Origin of the sequence: Dickeya ananatis (assembly GCF_019464615.1) — a bacterium.
GTDB lineage: Bacteria > Pseudomonadota > Gammaproteobacteria > Enterobacterales > Enterobacteriaceae > Dickeya > Dickeya oryzae.
This window is the reverse complement of the sequence record NZ_CP040816.1, coordinates 375,767-397,400: the sequence shown is the minus strand read 5'-3', so window position 1 is coordinate 397,400 and position 21,634 is coordinate 375,767. Positions and strand designations below refer to the sequence as shown.

Below are 21,634 nucleotides of genomic sequence, written 5' to 3'. Positions count from 1 at the left end.
AGGCAAGCTACGCTTAACACCCGGCAGAACACGGCGCTACGGCGGCAAAATCTATTTTTTGTCCTGATAAAAATTGTCACATCACTTCCCAGTAGCGTCGGCAGAATCGACGTATTTTCTGAACAACAACAAACAGGTATATCAGTAACGATAGGATTAGTTACCATGGTTAACTATAGATAGTCGTCGCCATGCCGACAACGCCATGATCCTGAAAGCCGCTCATACCCGGCACGATAGCCCGACAATGCGTACACTTTAGGTCAGGGGCCGCCGCCTCAACGACACACTCGTTTTCGATACCCGCACCGTTGTCATATATCTATGCTATTTCGCCATAAAGACAGAGCGCATTAACTCGGTTATGCTCTGAAAATGACGAAATACAGGGTGATAATCAGGAGCCAAACGTGATAGTGAATTTTGACAAGACCCAGTTGATCGACAAGTCAGATGCCCTGCCAGGCCGCACGACGCCGATGCCAGTCGCCCGCCTGCACGTGGTCAACCAGCACTCCATGACCCACGTTCCGGACCACATGGAAGTGGCGATTTTCGCGATGGGCTGTTTCTGGGGCGTAGAGCGCCTGTTCTGGCAACAGACGGGGGTTTACAGCACCGCGTCAGGGTATTGCGGCGGCTATACCCCCAACCCGACGTATCGGGAAGTGTGCACCGGTAAAACGGGCCATGCCGAAGCGGTACGGGTGGTGTTTGACCCGGCAGAGGTGAGTTACACCCAGTTGTTGCAGCTGTTTTGGGAAAACCACAATCCCGCGCAAGGGATGCGTCAGGGCAACGACATCGGCACGCAATACCGTTCCGCTATCTATACGTTAACGCCAGAGCAGGACGCCGCCGCCAAAGCCAGCTACCAGCGCTTTCAGCAGGCCATGCGCGAGGCAGGCGATAACCGTGCCATTACCACCGAAATTCAACCTGCCGGGCCGTTTTACTACGCTGAAGATGAGCACCAGCAATACCTGCACAAAAATCCGCACGGCTACTGCGGACTGGGTGGCATTGGCGTGTGTTTACCGCCGCAAGGCTAAGGCTTTCGACGATTTCATCGCACCTGTTATACTGTGCGTCCACAGGACCGGTTTCCGGTCCTTTTTGCGGTGCCGCCGCACCCGTTATTGCGGTGCCACGGCACCCATAATGTGATTTCCTTTCAGAGGTTCGCCGTCCGCGACGACTGTGCGAAAAAACTATGTTAAACAGTCTGTTAATTATTTTATGTCTTATCGCCATTAGTGCGTTTTTTTCCCTATCGGAAATATCGCTGGCCGCTTCGCGCAAAATCAAACTGAAGCTGATGGCCGACGAAGGAGACCTTAATGCCGCGCTGGTACTGAAATTCCAGGAAACGCCGGGTATCTTCTTCACCGTGATTCAGATAGGCCTCAATGCGGTTGCTATCCTCGCCGGTATCATCGGCGACGCAGCGTTCTCCCCGTATTTCGAAATGCTGTTTACCCGCGTTCTGCCGCAAGACATGGTCGCCCGCGCCAGTTTTGTCTGCTCATTTGTGCTGGTGACCAGCCTGTTCATCCTGTTTGGCGACCTGACACCGAAGCGCATTGGTATGATTGCCCCGGAAGCGATTGCCGTTCGGATCATCAACCCCATGCGCTTCTGTCTGTTGGTATTCCGCCCACTGGTGTGGCTGTTCAACGGTCTGGCGAACCTGATTTTCCGGCTGTTCAAATTGCCAATGGTGCGCAAAGAAGACATCACCCCGGATGATATCTATGCGGTGGTAGAAGCCGGGGCCCTGGCCGGTGTACTGCGAAAACAAGAACATGAGTTGATCGAAAACGTGTTCGAACTGGAGTCCCGTACCGTACCGTCCTCCATGACCTCGCGTGAAAGTGTGGTGTATTTCGACTTGCACGAAGATGAAACGCAAATCAAAGAGAAAATCGCTCACCAACCGCATTCCAAGTTTCTGGTATGCGACGGCACCATCGATCAGATTGTCGGTTATGTGGATTCCAAAGACTTGCTGAACCGGGTGTTGGGGAACCAGAGTCTGGAGCTGACCAGCGGCGTTCAGATTCGTCCGGCGCTGATCGTACCGGATACCCTGACGCTGTCAGAAGCGCTGGAAAGTTTTAAAACGGCAGGAGAAGATTTTGCCGTTATCCTCAACGAGTACGCGTTAGTGGTGGGGATTATCACCCTCAACGATGTGATGACAACGCTGATGGGCGACCTGGTTGGACAAGGGATGGAAGAGCAAATTGTCGCCCGTGACGAGAACTCCTGGCTTATCGAGGGGGGCACACCGATAGAAGACGTGATGCGCGCGCTGAGTATTGATGAGTTCCCTCACTCCGATAATTACGAAACCATCGGCGGGTTCATGATGTACACGCTACGCAAAATCCCCAAACGTACCGATTTTGTCCGTTACTCTGGGTATAAATTCGAAGTGGTGGATATCGACAGCTACAAGATTGATCAGTTGCTGGTCACCCGGCTGGAAGAAAGGGTGACGGTTAACCCCGAAACGCCCCCGGCCTAAACCTGTCTTCGCATTTCAGTCGCCACCAATAACAACGGCCCGTTAAAGGGCCGTTTTCTTGTTGCTGGAGAGGGTTCGTCAACCCAGTTCAGCCTGCAATTTCAGTACCTGACGGTTAACTTCAGACATGACCACCAGATGCTGTTTATCCTGCGTCTTGGGCAGCAGGATGCGCCCCTGATCAAATTCAAAAGCGCCAATCCCTTTAATGTAGAGCCTTCCACGAAACAGGATTTTCACATACTTGGCGACCTTCAGGGGATTGTAACGCTCGAAGATCCTCATCGTCTTCCTCTCCTCCCGTTTTTATTCGCCACGCCCCCCGTTCCTGATTCAGGCCAGAGATGTCCTGCGTGGCAATCATGTACTACTGATTAGTGTCTCTATTCTGTGGTTAGTTCCCGCAGCCGCAGCATTATTTATGGCATTTACATAATTTTACCGAATAGATTAATGCCATAATTTTTAAATCAGTATAAACCTTCAAGTTATTACCGTGTGTGCGGTATGCCGCAAACTCGGGCACGCCGTCGCACTCGTGCTAACGGCCGCCAATCTACCGGGGAAATATGACCAAAAAACGACAGTACGTCGTGCGTCATGTTAAAGATGACAACGTAAAGAAAGGTATCGCAGCAGGCGCGTTGGCTGCTGCGATATCAGCGGAAAGAATCAGGCTGGCACATCACGAACAGTAGAAAATATGCCTCAGAACAGCGATACGCGAAATCCGGGGTTCAGGAAGGACTCACGCGGCACATAGGAAAGTTCACGCCCCTGCCAGTCATGCACTTGTGCACCGGCAGCCAGCGCCACCGCATGCCCGGCGGCGGTATCCCAGATATTCGTCGGTCCAAACCGCGGATACAGTTGCGCTTTGCCTTCGGCGACCAGACAGAACTTCAGCGACGAACCGATAGAAACAGTCTGGTGTTCACCTAACTGGCGTAGATAATCATCCAGCTCGGCGTCGGCATGAGAACGGCTCACCACCACCAGCGGCGGCCGGGCGTCTTTCACCCGAATCGGACGGCGCGCACCCTGTTCCTCTTTCCAGGCATTGCCCTGTGCGGCAGCATACATCACGCCCGTCACCGGCACATACACCACCCCCAGCACCGGTTTACCGTTATCAATCAACGCAATATTGACGGTAAACTCACCGTTGCGATTAAGAAACTCCTTCGTCCCATCCAACGGGTCCACCAGCCAATAACGCTGCCAGTGCTGGCGTTCGGACCACGCCTGCGGGTCCTCTTCCGAGAGCATTGGGATAGTGGGGTGCAGTTCCGCCAGCCCACGCGCAATCACCTTATGCGCCGCCAGGTCAGCCGCCGTCACCGGCGAATCATCTTTTTTATGCGCAACATTGAGCGGCTGATGGCCGTTATATACCTGCATGATGGCCTCTCCTGCCTCACGCGCCAGTTGGCAGATCGGTTCTAACATCGTTTCACCTCGTTATCTGTACAGGCCATTATTATGTCTGTCCCCGGCATTCTATCTTTTAATATACCCGTCATACTTCAAGTTGCAGGAAGTCGGGTATATGTCATGCTTCACACTTCAGACTGATATTTAACACTATATTCATCAAAATCTGCGATATAGATTCAGGCAACGCCGCCAGTACATCGGACAATTGACCGGCGGCGTTGCCCTATTCATACCTCGTCACAGGAGCGACCTTTATGAAGCATAAGCTGGTGCTGAGCCTGCTTGCGATGGCTATCGCTACCGCTACCCAGGCGGCGACCGTCGATTTACGGGTGCTGGAAACCACCGATCTTCACAGCAATATGATGGACTATGACTACTATAAAGACAGTCCAACGGATAAATTCGGACTGGTCCGTACCGCCAGTCTCATTCAGGCTGCTCGCCAGCAGGCCATCAACAACGTGCTGGTGGACAACGGCGATATCATTCAAGGCAGCCCCCTAGGTGACTACATTGCGGCCAAAGGATTACAAAAAGGCGATGTACACCCGGTCTATCTGGCGATGAATACGCTGGATTACGCTGTCGGCAATATCGGCAACCACGAATTCAACTACGGGCTGGACTACCTGCACAAGGCCTTGTCTGGTGCCCACTTCCCGTATATCAACGCCAACGTACTGGATGCCAGTACCGGCAAACCACTGTTTACACCTTACCTGATCGAGAAGAAAACGGTGAAAGACCGTGACGGTAACCCCCATGAACTGCGCATTGGTTACATCGGTTTTGTCCCACCACAAATCATGGTGTGGGACAAAGCCAACCTGAGCGGTAAAGTCACGGTGGCGGATATCACCGAAACCGCGAAAAAATGGATACCGGAGCTGCACAAACAAGGAGCGGATGTGGTGATTGCCATCCCGCATTCCGGCCTGTCTGCTGAGCCGTACAAAGCGATGGCGGAAAACTCAGTCTACTACTTAAGCCAGATTCCCGGTATTGACGCCATTATGTTCGGTCACGCTCACGCCGTGTTCCCAAGCAAAGATTTTGCTGGCATCCACGGTGCCGATATCACCAAAGGCACGCTGAATGGGGTTCCCGCTGTTATGCCCGGCCAGTGGGGCGATCACCTTGGGGTGGTCGATTTGGTCTTGAACAATGACAGTGGTCAGTGGAAAGTGACCGAAGGCAAGGCGGAAGCCCGCCCGATCTTCGACAAAGCCCAGAAGAAATCACTGGCGGCGGAAGATGCGCAACTGGTTAACGTACTGGCAGACGCCCACCAAAAAACCCGTGAATTTGTCAGCCAGCCTATCGGCCACTCTTCGGACAACATGTACAGCTACCTGTCGTTGATTCAGGACGATCCAACCGTACAGATAGTCAACAACGCACAGAAAGCCTACGTCGAACATTTTATTCAGGGCGACCCGGATCTGGCGGACCTGCCGGTGCTCTCCGCCGCCGCGCCATTTAAGGCTGGCGGTCGCAAAAACGACCCGGCCAGCTATGTGGAAGTCGAAAAAGGCCAGTTGACCTTCCGTAACGCCGCCGATCTTTACCTCTACCCCAACACGCTGGTGGTGGTGAAAGTCAAAGGCGAGCAGGTACGGGAATGGCTGGAATGCTCCGCCGGTCAGTTCAACCAGATTGATGTGCATAAACGCGAGCCACAATCGCTGATCAACTGGGAGGGGTTCCGCACCTACAATTTTGACGTGATTGACGGCGTCAGCTATCAGATAGATGTCACCCAGCCCGCCCGTTACGACGGCGAGTGCCAATTGATCAACGGTAATGCGCACCGCATCAAGGATCTGACCTTTAACGGCAAACCGATTGACCCACAGGCCACGTTCCTTGTCACCACCAATAACTACCGCGCGTATGGCGAAAAATTCGCCGGCACCGGTGAAAAACAGGTCGCGTTCGCGTCACCGGATGAAAACCGTGCGGTACTGGCTGCCTACATCAGCACTGAGACGAAAAAATCCGGTGAGGTGAAACCGTCGGCGGACAATAACTGGCGTCTGGCGAAGATTGTCAGCGATACACCGTTGGATATCCGGGTGGAAACCTCTCCATCGCCGAAAGCCGCTGCATTCATCAAGGAAAAATCGCAATACCCGCTCACGCTAGTGGGCAATGATGATATCGGTTTCGCCGTGTACCGTCTGGATTTACAAAAATAACCTGTCACCACACCGCGCCGACAGGCGCGGTGTTTTCATCGCCCTCTTTCTCCCGCTAATCCTTTTTAGGGATAGCAAGTCCATAAAGATACATTTAAAATGCATTTTATAAATAACACCGTTCAGAGGGTACCCACCATGCATTACCGCGACCAATCATTAGGCGAGCTGGCCATCACCATCCCTCGCGCTACCGCACTGTTCCGTGAATTCAATCTCGATTTTTGTTGCGGCGGCAAACAAACGCTGCTGCGTGCCGCCACCAAGCGGGCGCTGGATATCGATATGCTCGAGTTGCGTCTGGCCGACCTGGCGACACAGCCATTCACGGAAAAAGACTGGCAACAGGCCTCTCTTGGCGAAATGATTGTGCATATCATCAGCCGTTTCCATGATCGTCACCGTGCGCAGTTGCCGGAACTGATTCGAATGGCGGAGAAAGTCGAACGCGTACACCACGACAAGCCAGGTTGCCCGATTGGGCTGACAGCTCAACTGACGCTGATTCACGACGATCTGACGCAGCATATGATGAAAGAAGAGCGGATCCTGTTCCCGATGATCCAGTCTGGTATGGGTGCCCAGGCCAACGGGCCGATTTCCGTCATGGAACATGAGCACGACGATGCCGGTCAACAGCTGGACGTGGTCAAAACCCTCACCAACAACGTGACCCCGCCGGTCGGCGCTTGTACTACCTGGCGCGCGCTATACACCGGCATCAATGAATTTATCGACGACCTGATGGAGCATATCCATTTGGAAAATAATCAGTTGTTTCCACGGGCACTGAAGGGCGAATAACCGCTGTTACCCGCCATGGTGCCGCTAAAAAAAACCGTGCTCTGTCAGAGCACGGTTTTTTTATTTTAGGGTCGCTATCAATCACGGTTTACCAGCGCGGGCCACCGTGATGAGGGCCTGGTCCCCATCCCCATCCTGGACCACGCGGCCCGGCAGGAACGACATAAACCGGCGGCGGAGGCGGTGCTTCTACCACCACAACTCGGCGTGGCGGCGGGGGCGGTGCATAGTCGTAATATTCGTAATAAACCTGGCGGGCATGATGGTGGCGACGGGCGTACCAGCTATCCGGGTCACACCACCGATTACCGTCCCAGTAATAGCCACGAGTATCACGATCGCCGATGTGCAAAGACACACCCGGCAGCGACAGACTCAAGCTGTCAGCCTGTGCGGCAGGCATTGCCGACAGCAATAAGCCTGTCACGATGGCACCCAGTAAAAGTGGCTTAATCATATTGTTAACCTCTGATTCACCGCAACGCGGCGGATGAGTCACTTATACGGCGCGCTACCTTCAGTCGCTATCAGAAAATGGCTAAATAATAATAACTTCAGGAAAGCAATTCAGGCCTGGCACCGTTGACTGCAGGCCAGTATAAAAAAAGAATCGTCAGCCCACCTTTACCAGGTGTATCCACCGGTTACACCATAGGGTATTCGCATACCGGCATGAGCCATGGGTGACTAAAAAACGATGAGGTGGCGTCATTCACAGCTAACGCCTGCGAGGGGAAATCTGCCGGGTCACGACGTCCCCGGCAGAGAAAACACTTACAGGATTTCCAGCAGTTCCACTTCAAAAATCAAGGTACTGAACGGAGGAATGGACGCACCCGCACCACGTTCGCCATACGCCAGATTCTGAGGAATATAGAGTTCCCACTTAGAACCAACCGGCATCAGTGTCAGCGCTTCGATCCAACCTGGGATCACGCCGCTAACCGGGAATTCAGCCGGCTGACCGCGCTGTACCGAGCTGTCGAACACGGTGCCGTCAACCAGGCGGCCAGTGTAGTGAACCCGCACGCGATCCTGACGGGCCGGAATCGCACCATCGCCTTGAGTCAGGACACGGAACTGCAAACCGGATTCGGTGCTGCTTACGCCTTCTTTAGCGGCGTTGGCATCCAGAAAACGCTGGCCTTCAGCCGCCAGTTCACGCTGACGTTCACGACGCACCGCATCCGCCCGCTCATGCACTTCACGCAACGCGCGATGTACCACATCAACCGGTACCGCAGGCGCTTTACCTTCCAGCGCATCGCACAGCCCCGCCAGCAGCGCATCGGGGATCAACCCCTCCAGACCGGATTCCTGCAGTTGTTGACCAATCTGCAGGCCAATGCCGTAGCTTGCCTGCGCTTCGACGCTGTCATAAGAAGGCGTTGTCATGAATGTTCCTTTAATCTAAAAAATATGAAAGTGCAGCATAGCAGTGAGTCGATTGAGGGTAAAACGTTCTGTCGTTATCTTGTTTCGCCGTTGCTCGACCTTGCGTCAAACCGTTCATGTTTACGGCATCAGTTTCCAATGATGGCGGCCTTAACTGGTTATCTGTCACCAATTGCCGATATAATTAGACTGTTTTTACCTTTATACGGTTCTAAGAGAGGTCACCATGGGCAGAATCGCGCCCAGGAGAAAACAATCCAGGAGAGAGCAATCCACCTGGAATCACCTGACGTTATGGCAGTCCTGCCTGAACTGGCTGGCCCAGAGACGTCAACACAAGGCGATGCCAGGTGAACCGGAAGAACGTGCAGAGGAAGCACTCGAGGTTTCCCCGGAGCCTGCTCCACACCACCCGCATCGCAGACACTCATCCTGGCTGCGGACAGTGTGGCACCTGCCGGATGATTTCAGTTGGATGGAACCGCTGCCCTATTTTCACCGTCGTTGTATTTTGATTCTGTTGTGCTTGCTGTTACTGGTACTGCTGTGGCCGACCCCGCCCTCAGCACCCGCGCCGTCCCGTCAGGTGGACGTGCCGCTTAGCTCGCAGAGTGCGCCGATGCAGGCGCAATTGGTGGATCCTAACGCTAACGCCACCGCCAACCAGACGTCGCGCCCGGCGACATCTGGTGCCCACTGGCAGTCCTATCAAATTGCCTCCGGTCAGACGCTGGCTCAGCTATTTCGCGATAATAACCTGCCCGTCAACGATGTGTTTGCTATGGCGCAAGTAGAGGGCCAGAGCAAGCCACTCAGCAATTTGCGGGCCGGGCAGAATATTCGTCTGCAACTCAATACGCAGGGGATGGTAAGCCAGCTTGAAATCGACACCCCGGATGGTCAGCAAGTCCAGTTCACCCGGCAGCAAGACGGCTCTTTTATCCGCGTTCGCTAAGCGTCCACTTGCTCAACCAGAAAATCACGCAAGACCATGGCATGATTTCGCTGCGTATCCCGGCTGCCATACAGCAACGTTATCGGCTCGCTTTGACGTAACAGCGTGATCAGCGGTTGCCACGCGCTATGCTGATGAAGTTCCGCGCGGTATAGCCCGACGAAGGCATCCCACTCTAGCGGGTTGGCATGATACCAGCGGCGCAATTCATGACTGGGTGCCACGTCTTTAAGCCAGACAACGCCAGCCAGACGACTTTTCGCCACACCGCGTGGCCATAACCTATCCACCATAAATGCCGCCGGTTCCATCGGCTGATGTACGTCATAGACGCGCATCAGGTGTATCAAGGCCATATCCCCCTCCTTCTGACTGAATTTATCCGCCTGTTGATCATACTCGTGGTGTGGCGTCACGTCGTGCGCATCCGCCATTAACCACTGATCCTCTGCTGAATAGATCCAATTTCTCGCAAATCCCTCTTGACAGGATCGGTCGCTTTGATAAAAACTGCAAACGTTCCCGCAAACGTTTTTGATAAATTACACTCGACAGTACCCTATAGAAAAAAAGAGGACGTTATGAAAAACATCAATATCGATTTACGTGGTCTTAACCCAGCGCCAATCACCCCGTTCACCCGTGAAGGGGCCGTTGACTACGCGGCTTGTAAAAAACTAGGCAGTTGGCTGGCTAGCATCGACGGTGTGAAAAGCCTCACCGTGTTAGGACATGCCGGGGAAGGCACTTTCCTGTCGCAAGACGAGCAAATGAAAGTGATTGAAGCCTTTGCCGAATCAGTAAACGGTGCGATTCCGATTATCGCTGGCATCACGCTGGAAGGGACCGCTGTCGCGGCCGAAGAAGCCAAACGTGCCATCAAAGCCGGTGCATCGGCAGGGTTGCTGTACCCCTCCCACGGTTGGCTGCGTTTCGGTTATCAGAAAGGCGCACCGCAGGATAAATACCGCCATGTGTACGAAGAAAGTGGCCTGCCGCTCATTCTGTTCCAGTATCCCGATGCGACCAAATGTACTTACAACCTGGAGACGATGCTGGATATCGCGGCACAACCCGGCGTATTCGCCATGAAAAATGGGGTGAGAAACATGCGCCGCTGGGACACTGAAATTCCTGTCATCCGCCGCGAACGTCCTGACCTGCAGATCCTGAGTTGTCACGATGAATACCTGCTATCAACCGTATTCGATGTGGATGGCTTCCTGGTCGGCTATGGCAACATTGCTCCCGAACTGCTGGTTGAAATGATTAAAGCGGGTAAGGCGAAAGATTATGCTGCCGCCCGCGCCATCCACGATCGCCTGCTGCCGGTGACGAAAAGCGTGTACCACCGTGGTTCTCACATGGAAGGCACAGTAGCATTGAAGCATGCGCTGGTCGCAAGAGGGATCCTGGATCATGCGACGGTTCGTTCCCCGTTAATGCCGTTGGAACCCGGTGCTGCAGACGAAATCATGACGGCGGTCCGCATGGCGGAGCTTCCTCGCGTTGGCTGATGCGCTCGACGCTCATCTCTACTATCAGCTCAACTATCAGGGTGCCCGCCTGCACAGGGTACGGGCACCCTGGCATTCTGACCTGACGCGCCCTGTTTGCGTGGCCTTGTGCTTCCCTCCACTACATTTGCTAGCGTACCGACCGCCATACCTGTCGGCACCGCTCCTTGATTCACGTCATAGCGCTATCTGCGGTGTATTACCAAAAATATAGCTAATTCACCGGTGCCACTACATAATAACAGCGTGCAAAACAAGCAATAAAACAGACACACTCCAGACGGCTGAGGGCATCCGGACAGCGTGGATAGCCTCAAATACCGGAGTTTTATCGGGGAGGCTCCCCTACTGACTACGACTAAGGATGACATGGACTCAAACGCATTTTCGCCACCTGGCGCCAACCGGAAGCTGAGCAATAAGCCGGTAACCCTACAGGACGTGGCAACCGCGGCTGGCGTCAGCGTTTCTACTGTGTCGCGCGTACTGGACGAACGTCTGCCTCCATCACGCAGCAAAGCCGCCCAACGGGTCAGAGAGGTCGCACAGGAGCTGGGGTACCGACGCGATATTATGGCATCCAGCCTGCGTCGTGGTGGCACCGGCACTATCGGCGTCCTGGTGCCGCGTTTAAGCGATATGGTCATGGCGCTTTTATACGAAGCCATTTTCCGCGCCGCAGAACGACACGGTTACTTCACAATTGTCGCCACTTGTGGTGATGACCCGGTGCAGGAAAAACAGGCGGCAGAATCGCTGCTTGACCGCCGGGTTGACGGTTTGATTCTGGCTACCAGCCGACTGGATGACCAGCTACCTGCGGAATTACGCCAGCAGCAGATTCCCCATACTCTGGTGTTGCGTACCGATGGCATTAGCCCTTCTGCTACAGGCAACGATGAGCAAGGGGGCTATCTGGCCACTCGTCATCTCATCGATTTAGGTCATCGGGATATCGGCCTGATTGCAGGCCCTAATTTCACCTCGGGCGCGCGTGATCGCCGTCTGGGATTTCAACGGGCGATGCAGGAAGCCGGGTTACCAATACGGCCCGAATGGATCCGCGAGTCTGGTTTTGGGATTGAGTCCGGGGAACAACAAGGGCTGGCACTGCTCACACCACCACATCATCCCAGCGCCATTTTTGCGATCAATGATGATCTGGCGATAGGCGTGATGGCGGCAGCGCACCGTGTCGGCCTGACAATTGGTCAGGACCTGTCGCTGGTAGGGTATAACGATATTCCGCTGGTAGCGCGCCTGCCGGTGCCGCTCTCATCAGTCCACGTGCCGCTGGATCATGTCGCCTCACTGGCCGTTGACCTTTTGCTTTCTCCTCCACAGGGCGCTAACGCCATCAGCCGGGTTATCCCAAGCCTGATTCCACGCAGTTCCAGCGCGCCATTCAAACGCTGAGCAATGTGCAATGGCCGCCCTGTTCATCAGAGCGGCCAGCTCCCACCGTTTCTAAGATAACAGCCGGTGTGGTGATACCAGCGCTGACGGGCGGCCATAGCCGTTCTCCTCAGCCGCACCGGTACCTTCAGGCAAATGGAAGACCGCGACCAATTCAGCCAGACGCGATACTTGCTCTTCCAGTGCATGAGCCGCAGAAGAAGATTCATTGACCATGGCGGCGTTTTGCTGGATGGTCGAATCCATTTCTGTCACCGCACTGCCGATCTGCGAAATACCACGGCTCTGCTCATCAGAAGCCACCGCAATTTCACCCATCAGGTTGTTGACCGAGTTGACCGACCCCACGATCTCATCCATCGTCGTCCCGGCTTTCGTCACCAAATCCGCCCCGACATCCACACGGGAAACCGACTCGGAAATCAGTGCTTCGATCTCTTTGGCAGCCTGAGAACTGCGTTGCGCCAGACTACGTACTTCGCTGGCGACGACTGCAAACCCGCGGCCTTGCTCCCCGGCTCGGGCGGCTTCCACCGCGGCGTTCAACGCCAGAATATTGGTCTGAAACGCGATACTGTTAATGACCGATGTGATATCGGAAATCTTTTTAGAACTACCGGAAATCTCGGACATGGTGCTGACCACCCGCCGGATAATATCGCCCCCCTGATTAGCAATATCTGACGCCTTACCGGTAATCTGACTGGCATGTCGGGCGTTATCGGCATTATTTTTCACCGTTGAGGTCAACTGCTCCATACTGGCTGCCGTTTCCACAATCATGCTGGACTGCTGCTCCGTCCTTGCCGACAGGTCGTTATTGCCGGCACTGATCGCATTCGATGCCCCGGCGACGCGATTAACGCTGTGAAGAATATCCGCCACCAGCTTGCGCAGCCGCAAGGTCATATCCATCATGGCATGCGTCAGCATCCCCAACTCGTCATTACGCTCAATCTTCACCGACATGGATAAATCACCATCCGCGATGGCTTCCGCCAGTTTCAGATTCGACATGATAGGCTGGGTTATCTGGCGGGTTATCGCCCAGGAAATCAGCAAGCCGAACAGTACAGCAATCCCTCCGAGGGTTGTCATCTGCAAGACTGAGCTGTTGATGATGGCGCTATTTTTTGCGTCGATACTCCCGACGATGCTGGCAATATCAGCAGTGAGTTTGTCCCCCGTCGCCCGGAATTTTACATCCGTGGACTTCAGGCTGGTCAGGTTATCGAAATATTGTTTGCCCGCACGGCCATAACTGTCGATGTAGGCAGCCGTATCCGTCAGCCGGGCTTTTCGTTCACTATCCAGCGCGCTGGCAAAATCGGTATATGCTTTTGTCGCCTCATCGTAATAACGTTGCTGCGCTTTCGAGGCCTCCGCACTGCCTGTTCGTTGCAGTATCTGTGTACTGTTAGTCAGCTTAACAATGGCCAGCAACATCGCGTCACGCTTTGCCAGCAACGCGGTTTCATCAGGCTTCAGCGTTATACTCCCCAAGGCCTGAGCCAGCTGATTTCCGCTACCGAGTGCATCAATAGCGTTATTGATCTCTTTTACTTTATTTAGTGCCGCTTTCTCTGCTTCCAGATCCTGCCAGTACTGTTTCATATCCTGATCCAGACTGCTCAGGTAACCAGAATATTCATCTCCCCACGACAGCGATTTAGTTTTATTAATACTCTCGACAATTTGATTATTATAATTCACCAGATTATTGAGATTCGTGTCATCAAAAGAAAAGAAATATTTGATTCTCGCTATCTTAGACTGATCAAGGTAATGATTCATATCATTCATGATCGATGTTTTTATATAAAGATCTCGAATGGTGAAAAATCGTGTCGCCGCAAACCCTGAGGCGATAATCACTAAAATAAGCACTATCGAGAAACCGCCGTATAGCTTGTGAGATACCTTCATTTTATTCATTATCTTATTAGCCAACCCCATATTGATCCCCACCCTTGACGGAAAGAAAAATAACACCACATTGTTACAGTATCGGTACGGATTGCGAGACATTAACGATGATGTCATTATTTTGTCTGACACACGACAAATTGATAATTTTAATGCCAGGAAACATTAAAATGTGATGAACACCACAAACAAATCACCACTTATAATTATAAATTAATCTGTTACGGCAGAACCTCACACCGCCATGACCTCCTGATAAATTGGTATTACTGAAAACATCGAGATTAATAGCTTAAAAAAAATAATCCATACACATCATTAAATAAAAATCCGTTTCGTCTTGGCCGCAATAGAAAACCGACAACGTGATGCATAAAATCGGTGGGTTTCTCTATTCCCTGACCTATCATCAAGTCATACGTGTATTGGTTACATGATTCAGCCATTTCATCGCCCCAGGCTTAACGTGCCAGTATGTGACATTGTTCAACTCGCCACGTGCCTTATTTAAAATATATATAAATAACTATTCTTCATATCGTTTTCTCAGCGCAGGCAACCACCGCCTGAAAAATCACTGACTGTTATTATTTAATACTTGCCCCACATTCGCAGGGCAAGCCAGCCATGGGCAGGCACCGCTATGGTGATAGCTCCTCCAGAACCTTGCCTTTTGTTTCAATAGCATAACGCAGCGTTACCACACCCCCAATCAGGGCGATTAAGGCGAAGGCGACAAACACATAGCGAATGCCAAAATCACTAACAATAACGCCTACCAAAATAGGGCCAACGGCGGAACCCGCACGCAGCCAGGCACTCCCCAATCCGGTGCCGACAGCGCGTAGCCTGGTTGGATAAAGTTCGGAAGAATACAGGTAGAGAGAAAACGTGATGGTTTGCAATATGCCGTATCCCACCGTGGCACAGATCAAAATCTGTATTGGGCTGGTCGCCCCTAATACGGTCAATGTAGTCAGCGGAATAATTGCCAATAAAAAGGCAGCAGCATACCAGCGCCTGCGCCCGACTTTATCAATAAGCAACGCACAGATAATCGAGGCCAGAACACCAAATGCCGATGTTATCCAGCCGTAAGCCAGCGCCGTTTCGATGGGCAGTCCAAAAACCTTTTTATACAGCGTAGGCAACCAGGTCACCAAACCATTATTGATGGTATAGCCACACACCCATAACGCCCAGATAGTCAATGTTCGCTTGCGGTAAATCCCCGAAAACAGCTCACACCACCCTTGAGAGGCAACGGTCTTATCCGCAGTCTGGCGAATGACCGGTTCCGCTAGCAAGCCACCGTGGCGAATCACCTCATCCTCCAGTTTTTTCACCACTGCATCGGCCTCAGACAAGCGCCCTTTTGAGGCCAGCCAGCGTGGTGACTCGGGCATAAACCAGCGTAAAGGCACCGTAATGATGGAAGGAATCAACCCCACGATAAACATGGCCTTCCAGCCATGAATCGGTACCAGAAAGTACCCGGCTATCCCGGCAAACATCATGCCTATAGGAAAGATCACTTCATATAACAGAAAGAAACGCCCACGTTTTTTCGCTCCGACGAATTCATTGATATAAGAACTGGCGACCGGAACTTCGGCCCCAATACCCACACCTTGCAGGAAACGAAATACCATCATGGATGTACCGCTCCAGGCGAATAAGCAAGACGCATCCATAATAACAAACAGGATAATCGTGATTTTTAACACGCCAAGACGGCCAATCTTTTCTGCCAGAGAGCCAAAAAATACGGCACCGAACAATTGCCCAATATAACTGGCAGCAATAATCATTCCGATATCCGTCGCGTTGAGCCCCCATTCCGCCGCCAGTTGCGGCATGGCGAACGCGATTGCCAGTACGGTATAAGCATCAAAGAATGTGGAAAGCCCCACGACTACACGAATCGTCATTAACTGGCGGGTGATCGGCATCCGTTCAAGGCGGGCAATCAATTCAGCCTGTGTGGTACCTCCAGTAACGACAGTGCTGATGACACCACTCATGGTGCCGACACTCATGTCATGCGTTGACATACGTTTTTCTCCAGAAAGGCTAGTGAGGATGTGCTGTTGCTTGACCAGTCAGGGGGGTTTTCTCCGTCTTCCCGCCTACCGGTATGTTCAGCACGCAGTAACAGTCACAGAGGCTATTTCACCGCCCGATAACCGCCTGTTTTACCTGTTGCACTCCCCGTTGCCGCAACGTATGCCCGCCCACACACCGCATTCCCCCTCGTGCTCTGCCGCACAGTGCGTTAACGCGTAATACATGACGGGCCCCATTGGCATCACCGCCCTTTCCCGTAGACGGACTGCGGTAGCGCTGCCCCGCCGTTATCGTAATTTTTTTCATAGCGTCCTCTTTTCTCGATGTAGGGTACTTTTAATAAATTATGTAAAACGTTTGCAGGAACGTTTGCATATTTTTCTAATGAAGGGATTATGGGTGTCAAGAAAACGATGAAAATTTCGACAGGGAGTGTGACGACTATCTATGCCTGACACTTATTCGATCGCAGGATCTCGGGAAGAAGGCATATATGCGAATTGCATCACAGAAAGTTTATTAATTGGGAGATGTTGAAGAAAAAGAGGGAATAATTCATTAACTATCAAATGAGTAAAAAATCACTGAATACCCACAGTATGGGTAGAAGTTACTGATGCCTGTCTGCTGGAGAAGCGTCTGCCACAGGCTCCAAACACCAGGATCACGTCTCGCAGGATCACGCTATAAAATGGATCGCCTGAAATGCAAAACGCTGGCACAAGGCCAGCGTTTTACGTGTTGCGATGAAGCGGAGTAAAAATTACTCAGCAACAACCACAACGTTCAGCTTAGCGAATACGTCGCTGTGCAGCTGGAAGCTCACTTCGTGCTCGCCCAGTGTGCGCAGAACGCCGTTCGGCAGACGAACTTCGCTTTTCGCTACTTCAACACCGGCAGCGGTTACCGCATCAGCGATGTCGCGAGTACCGATAGAACCGAACAGTTTACCTTCGTCACCCGCTTTAGAAGCGATGGTTACGGAAGCCAGTGCGTTGACTTTCTCAGCGCGAGCTTCAGCAGCAGCCAGAACGTCAGCCAGTTTAGCTTCCAGTTCAGCGCGACGGGCTTCGAAGAACTCAACGTTTTTCTTGGTTGCCGGCACAGCTTTGCCCTGCGGAACCAGGAAGTTACGAGCGTAGCCCGCTTTAACGTTAACCTGATCACCCAGGCTGCCCAGGTTTGCTACTTTATCAAGCAGAATAACTTGCATTACCTTATCCTCTCAAAGTCTCGTTAATGGACAGTGGCCGATTACTGATGACGATCAGTGTACGGCAACAAAGACAGGTAGCGCGCACGCTTGATAGCGCGGGCCAGCTGACGCTGGTATTTTGCACGGGTGCCGGTGATACGGCTCGGTACAATTTTACCACTTTCAGTGATGTAGTTTTTCAGCGTTGCGATGTCTTTATAGTCAATCTCTTGAACGCCTTCCGCGGTGAAACGGCAGAACTTGCGACGACGGAAATAACGTGCCATTTGGCTAGTCTCCAGAATCAATCAATTCAATCTGCTCGGCATGCAGCACCAATTTACTGAGGCCATTGCGCCCTTGGTGGCAACTAATGAACCCCTGAACTCTGAGTTGCATACCGACCGTTATACTGTGGGTAAATGCCTGTGACGGATGTCCACTGACAATCACGGGCATACGGCACCATGCTTGTCGGCTGAGTCCGGCTTCTTCCTGCACTGAGCGGTGCTCAAGCACAAACTGGCAGTGAGGAATACCTGACGGACTGACTTTTCGAATGGGTGTCTTGCACACCGTGCCTGACAACACCAACCGATTGGCCGTCACCACAACAATTACTCTTCAGAATCCCCAACTTCAGCATCATCATCAGCTTCAGCGTATTCGTCACGACGCTCACGGCGTTCGTCTTTCGCTTTCACCATCGGAGATGCTTCAGTTACCGCGTGCTTAACGCGCATAACCATGCTGCGGATAACGGCGTCGTTGAAGCGGAAGTTAGTTTCCAGCTCATCGATCACTTCCTGCGGTGCTTCAACGTTCATCAGAACGTAGTGAGCTTTGTGCAGTTTGTTGATCGGGTAAGCCAGCTGACGGCGGCCCCAGTCTTCCAGACGGTGGATCTTGCCTTCCGCTGCTGTGATAGCACCGGTGTAACGCTCGATCATGCCCGGAACCTGTTCGCTCTGGTCAGGATGAACCATAAAAACGATTTCGTAATGACGCATCGAATTGCTCCTTACGGATTATTCAGCCTCCTGTCAGGGTCAGCCGCGGCCCATGGAAGCAAGGAACGTGTTGTGTGTACGGCTGAAAAAATGACGCGTAATTATAATGACGCCCTCATGGGAAAACAAGCGATATTGCCAGGCAGCCTTACAAAGGGAAAAACAGCGTAGCCAAAGGGAGAAATCAGAGCGAACGCACGAAGAAATCCGCCCCGGCCTGCAAGGCGGTCGGGGTAATCTTGTGGCCGATGCCGACCTCCGTCAGGTAGGTCACATGCTGACTGGCGTTGCAAGCTGTCAGTTCCCGGTACAAGCGTTCGCTCTGCGATGCCGGAACCAGCTCATCAGCCAGGCCATGCCAGAGCAGGAGCGGCCGGTCGGATACCTTATCCAACTGATGCCCAACGTCATAAGGTGCCACACGTTCCGCCAGCGCCTGTAACTGCGCCTGCGCTCCCGGTTCATCCGGTGTTACCGGTGGAAACAGCGTCTGCGATAACGACGAAAAATAGCCAGCCCCCATAAAGCAAGCCGCCGATTTCAGCCAGGGGTATTGCGTCATCGCCGCCAGCGCCGTCATGCCGCCCATCGACGCACCACAAATCCCGACTCTGTCGCCGTCAATCAACCCGTGTTCGCGACACCAGGCCAGATAGAGGGGCAACTCCTGCACATTCGTCAGTAATATGTCCCAGAAACAGCGCCAGCGCCGCGCCTCATCGCCATCAAAGCGCTCGCCATGCATCAGAGCATCCGGCGCAATAACCCGAAAGCCAGCCTTCGCCAACGCGTAGGCAAAATACGAGTAGACCTCTTTGGAGGAGGTATAGCCATGAAAGAAGAAAATGGTAGGTAAAGGCCGCGTCCTGCCACCAGAAGGAAAGGCATGCAACACCTTGATGCCTGAAACATCCTCGTTTCCCATTTCTACCATTATCGTCTCCTTTTCTTCATTGATTAACAGGTAAAACCGTCAAGAACGCCTACAATTATTTCGTATACCATTTAACCATTGGCAACACTCAATACATATAAAAACAGATCGCAATGATCTTGATCAAATTAGTTACAAAAGTACCGATTAGTGTAAAATTTCGCACTTTTTTGCCGTTAACGGCAGTAATCAATCCCCAATCACGTCTCATACCATACTAAAGAGAACTATCATGCAGCTTGCTTTTAGAGGCTGGAGCCTCGGTGTCAAACTTTCGGTCATTGCCTCCCTGAGTGTGGCTGTGCTGTTTATTGCATTCAGCCTCAGTCTGACACGCTCAGCCGGTGAGAAACTGGAATCATTGACAATGCATGACATGGACAGTCAGGTTACGGGTATTACCGATATGATAGCCCTGTACGACGCCAGCCTGCAGTCAGGTGTCGACAGCTATACCAATCTGTTTGCCAGCTTTCTGCCTTCTCGTTTTACCGTTGATAATCAGGCCCGCCTGCCTGTCGGTGGTACGACTGCCCCGACACTGAAATCCGGTGACACCGTTCTCAACATGAACACTACCGTTACCGACGACTTTCTCAGCCGTACTGGTGCGATTTCCACTATTTTCGTACGCGATGGCGACGATTTCGTGCGAATCACCACCTCGTTAAAAAAGGAAGACGGTTCACGTGCCATCGGCACTAAACTGGACCGCGCCAGCCCGGCATTCGCGCCCGTTTCCAGCAACAAATCGTTCAGTGGACTGGCAGTGCTCTTCGGCAAACAATATATCACTCAATACAAGCCGGTCACCGACGCCAGCGGTAACGTTATCGCTATTCTGTTCGTGGGGATTGATATCAGCAAAGAGTTTGCCCTGATGCAAAAACGCATCCTGGATAAACGCATCGGCGATAGTGGTCATTTTATTGCGCTCAGCACCGCGGGTGCGACGGCGGGCAACTATCTGGTTCATCCAACGCTCAGCGGACACAAGCCGAGCTGGTCTGGCGACACGCTGCAACAGGTGCTGAAGAATGACAGCGGCAGACTGGAATACGAAGATAGCAGCCTAAGCGGTGATGAGCGCACCCAGGTGATGGTGTATCACAGCGTGCCGCAATGGAAATGGGTTGTCGTCGGCACCATTAGCAAGGCCAGTCTGTTGGCGGAAATCAATGCTATCCGCAATATGTTCCTGGGCGGTGGTATTGCGCTGGTAGTGCTGTTTGCCGTGTTCTTCGTCTACCTCACCCGTCGCTGGTTAAGCCGGCCGCTGGACGAGGTGGTCAAAGTGGCAGAACAGTTTGCGGCCGGGAATCTGCAGGCCACGCTCACGACCCAGAGCCAGGATGAAGTGGGTCGGCTGGTCGATGCCATCAACGGCATGGGGCATGGTCTGACCCGGCTAGTATCTCAGGTACGCGACGCTGCTGAAGAGATCGTCGTCGGTACTGATGCGCTGGCCGAAGACAGCGGCAACATCAGCGAACAAATTTCCCGTCAGGCCAGCAGTGTGGAAGAAACCTCCGCCACCATGGAACAACTGGCATCGACGGTAAAACAGAATGCCGACAACGTTTCTACCGTCAAAGGTCTGGCGGCACAAAGCGCCAGCGCCGCCCAAAATGGCAGCAAAACGGTCACCGACTCGGTGGAGACTATGAGTGAAATCAAACGCTCATCGCAGAAAATTGCCGATATCACCACCACTATCCAGTCGATCGCCTTTCAGACTAATATTCTGGCGCTCAACGCCGCCGTCGAAGCCTCACGCGCAGGTGAACACGGTAAAGGCTTTGCGGTGGTCGCCGCCGAAGTGCGCTCGCTGGCCCAGCGTAGCTCTTCAGCGGTAAAAGAAATCGAAGCACTGATTGCCGAATCACTGCATCAGGTCGAAACCGGTTACCGCTTCTCGGAAAAAACCCGTGCAGCGATGGATGACTTACTGCAACGTATTCAGCAGGTCAGCACCATTATCAACGATATTGATATCGCCTCACATGAACAGGCTCTGGGCATCGAGCAGGTCAATGTGGCTATCAATCAGATCGGGCAGGCTATCCACCAGAACGCCTCGTTGGTACAAAACTCGGAAAGCACGGCTCAGGGGCTACGTGAGAAAGGTCACCACTTGAGCGATGTGGTCAGCATATTCCGCATTCATCACTGATGCTGTCATGACCTTCGCCGCTGACCGGCGAAGGTCGCGTCACCACCGCCCCGTTTACACGTCAACACACCTCA

At 52.8% G+C, this 21,634-nt stretch carries 21 protein-coding genes; 8 read left to right on the top strand and 13 right to left on the bottom strand.

Features of this window, described 5'->3' with window-relative positions; all coding sequences use genetic code 11:
* Positions 1–410 precede the first annotated feature (410 nt).
* Together msrA and paeA are read left to right on the top strand one after the other, a co-directional pair.
* A complete protein-coding gene (gene msrA / locus FGI04_RS01690; RefSeq protein WP_407337317.1) occupies positions 411–1,052 on the top strand; it encodes a peptide-methionine (S)-S-oxide reductase MsrA in 642 nt (213 codons plus the stop codon).
* Between the two features lie 161 nt (positions 1,053–1,213).
* Positions 1,214–2,530: a polyamine export protein PaeA gene (gene paeA, locus FGI04_RS01685; RefSeq protein WP_342699794.1), complete on the top strand. Its 1,317-nt coding sequence runs from the start codon at positions 1,214–1,216 to the stop codon at positions 2,528–2,530.
* A 78-nt stretch (positions 2,531–2,608) separates the two neighbouring features.
* Here the strand turns inward: paeA and FGI04_RS01680 are convergent, their stop codons facing one another.
* Both FGI04_RS01680 and cysQ read right to left on the bottom strand, forming a co-directional pair.
* A complete protein-coding gene (locus FGI04_RS01680) occupies positions 2,609–2,815 on the bottom strand; it encodes a stringent response modulator YtfK (RefSeq protein ID WP_012768543.1) in 207 nt (68 codons plus the stop codon).
* Between the two features lie 423 nt (positions 2,816–3,238).
* Positions 3,239–3,979, bottom strand: coding sequence for a 3'(2'),5'-bisphosphate nucleotidase CysQ (gene cysQ, locus FGI04_RS01675; protein WP_038908917.1), 741 nt, complete (start codon positions 3,977–3,979; stop codon positions 3,239–3,241).
* A 242-nt stretch (positions 3,980–4,221) separates the two neighbouring features.
* On the opposite strand from cysQ, the gene FGI04_RS01670 reads away from it, so the two are divergent.
* Together FGI04_RS01670 and ytfE are read left to right on the top strand one after the other, a co-directional pair.
* Entirely contained in the window at positions 4,222–6,168 is a 1,947-nt protein-coding gene (locus FGI04_RS01670) for a bifunctional 2',3'-cyclic-nucleotide 2'-phosphodiesterase/3'-nucleotidase (protein ID WP_407337315.1), read from the top strand.
* Between the two features lie 138 nt (positions 6,169–6,306).
* Positions 6,307–6,972: an iron-sulfur cluster repair protein YtfE gene (ytfE, locus tag FGI04_RS01665; RefSeq protein WP_407337314.1), complete on the top strand. Its 666-nt coding sequence runs from the start codon at positions 6,307–6,309 to the stop codon at positions 6,970–6,972.
* An 88-nt stretch (positions 6,973–7,060) separates the two neighbouring features.
* On the opposite strand, the gene FGI04_RS01660 is transcribed toward ytfE, so the two are convergent.
* Both FGI04_RS01660 and bamJ read right to left on the bottom strand, forming a co-directional pair.
* Positions 7,061–7,429 carry a DUF2502 domain-containing protein gene (locus tag FGI04_RS01660; RefSeq protein ID WP_016940458.1) on the bottom strand — a complete coding sequence of 123 codons (369 nt, stop codon included), beginning with the start codon at positions 7,427–7,429 and terminating at the stop codon, positions 7,061–7,063.
* 317 nt (positions 7,430–7,746) lie between these two features.
* Positions 7,747–8,367 carry an FKBP-type peptidyl-prolyl cis-trans isomerase gene (bamJ, locus tag FGI04_RS01655; protein ID WP_019843519.1) on the bottom strand — a complete coding sequence of 207 codons (621 nt, stop codon included), beginning with the start codon at positions 8,365–8,367 and terminating at the stop codon, positions 7,747–7,749.
* Positions 8,368–8,593: 226 nt separating this feature from the next.
* Between bamJ and FGI04_RS01650 the strand changes: the two genes are divergently transcribed.
* Complete coding sequence (locus tag FGI04_RS01650) at positions 8,594–9,322, top strand: LysM-like peptidoglycan-binding domain-containing protein (protein ID WP_407321747.1); 729 nt, start codon at positions 8,594–8,596, stop codon at positions 9,320–9,322.
* Here FGI04_RS01650 and FGI04_RS01645 read toward each other — a convergent pair.
* On the bottom strand, positions 9,319–9,678 hold the full coding sequence (locus FGI04_RS01645) for a DUF488 domain-containing protein (RefSeq protein WP_407337377.1): 360 nt from the start codon (positions 9,676–9,678) through the stop codon (positions 9,319–9,321). The genes FGI04_RS01650 and FGI04_RS01645 overlap by 4 nt on opposite strands.
* 225 nt (positions 9,679–9,903) lie before the next feature.
* Here FGI04_RS01645 and FGI04_RS01640 point away from each other — a divergent pair, with 225 nt between their 5' ends.
* Positions 9,904–10,839 carry a dihydrodipicolinate synthase family protein gene (locus tag FGI04_RS01640; RefSeq protein ID WP_016940462.1) on the top strand — a complete coding sequence of 312 codons (936 nt, stop codon included), beginning with the start codon at positions 9,904–9,906 and terminating at the stop codon, positions 10,837–10,839.
* 369 nt (positions 10,840–11,208) lie between these two features.
* Complete coding sequence (locus FGI04_RS01635) at positions 11,209–12,255, top strand: LacI family DNA-binding transcriptional regulator (RefSeq protein WP_407337313.1); 1,047 nt, start codon at positions 11,209–11,211, stop codon at positions 12,253–12,255.
* Between the two features lie 51 nt (positions 12,256–12,306).
* Here FGI04_RS01635 and FGI04_RS01630 read toward each other — a convergent pair whose 3' ends face one another.
* The 8 genes from FGI04_RS01630 to yjfP all read right to left on the bottom strand — a co-directional run bounded on the left by FGI04_RS01630 (position 12,307) and on the right by yjfP (position 19,387).
* Positions 12,307–14,211, bottom strand: coding sequence for a methyl-accepting chemotaxis protein (locus FGI04_RS01630; RefSeq protein WP_407321748.1), 1,905 nt, complete (start codon positions 14,209–14,211; stop codon positions 12,307–12,309).
* Between the two features lie 611 nt (positions 14,212–14,822).
* Complete coding sequence (locus FGI04_RS01625) at positions 14,823–16,205, bottom strand: MFS transporter (protein ID WP_407337376.1); 1,383 nt, start codon at positions 16,203–16,205, stop codon at positions 14,823–14,825.
* Between the two features lie 148 nt (positions 16,206–16,353).
* Positions 16,354–16,554 (bottom strand): hypothetical protein, encoded by a 201-nt coding sequence (locus tag FGI04_RS01620; RefSeq protein WP_407337312.1) that lies wholly within the window; start codon positions 16,552–16,554, stop codon positions 16,354–16,356.
* 457 nt (positions 16,555–17,011) lie between these two features.
* Positions 17,012–17,461, bottom strand: a complete 450-nt coding sequence (rplI, locus tag FGI04_RS01615) for a 50S ribosomal protein L9 (protein ID WP_016940467.1) — start codon at positions 17,459–17,461, stop codon at positions 17,012–17,014.
* 41 nt (positions 17,462–17,502) lie between these two features.
* Positions 17,503–17,730: a 30S ribosomal protein S18 gene (gene rpsR / locus FGI04_RS01610; protein WP_000135199.1), complete on the bottom strand. Its 228-nt coding sequence runs from the start codon at positions 17,728–17,730 to the stop codon at positions 17,503–17,505.
* 4 nt (positions 17,731–17,734) lie between these two features.
* A complete protein-coding gene (gene priB / locus FGI04_RS01605) occupies positions 17,735–18,055 on the bottom strand; it encodes a primosomal replication protein N (protein ID WP_012886013.1) in 321 nt (106 codons plus the stop codon).
* Between the two features lie 5 nt (positions 18,056–18,060).
* Complete coding sequence (rpsF, locus tag FGI04_RS01600; protein ID WP_016940468.1) at positions 18,061–18,453, bottom strand: 30S ribosomal protein S6; 393 nt, start codon at positions 18,451–18,453, stop codon at positions 18,061–18,063.
* A 184-nt stretch (positions 18,454–18,637) separates the two neighbouring features.
* A complete protein-coding gene (gene yjfP, locus FGI04_RS01595) occupies positions 18,638–19,387 on the bottom strand; it encodes an esterase (protein ID WP_342699801.1) in 750 nt (249 codons plus the stop codon).
* Between the two features lie 232 nt (positions 19,388–19,619).
* Between yjfP and FGI04_RS01590 the strand changes: the two genes are divergently transcribed.
* Complete coding sequence (locus tag FGI04_RS01590) at positions 19,620–21,560, top strand: methyl-accepting chemotaxis protein (protein ID WP_407337311.1); 1,941 nt, start codon at positions 19,620–19,622, stop codon at positions 21,558–21,560.
* The last annotated feature ends 74 nt before the right edge of the window (positions 21,561–21,634 follow it).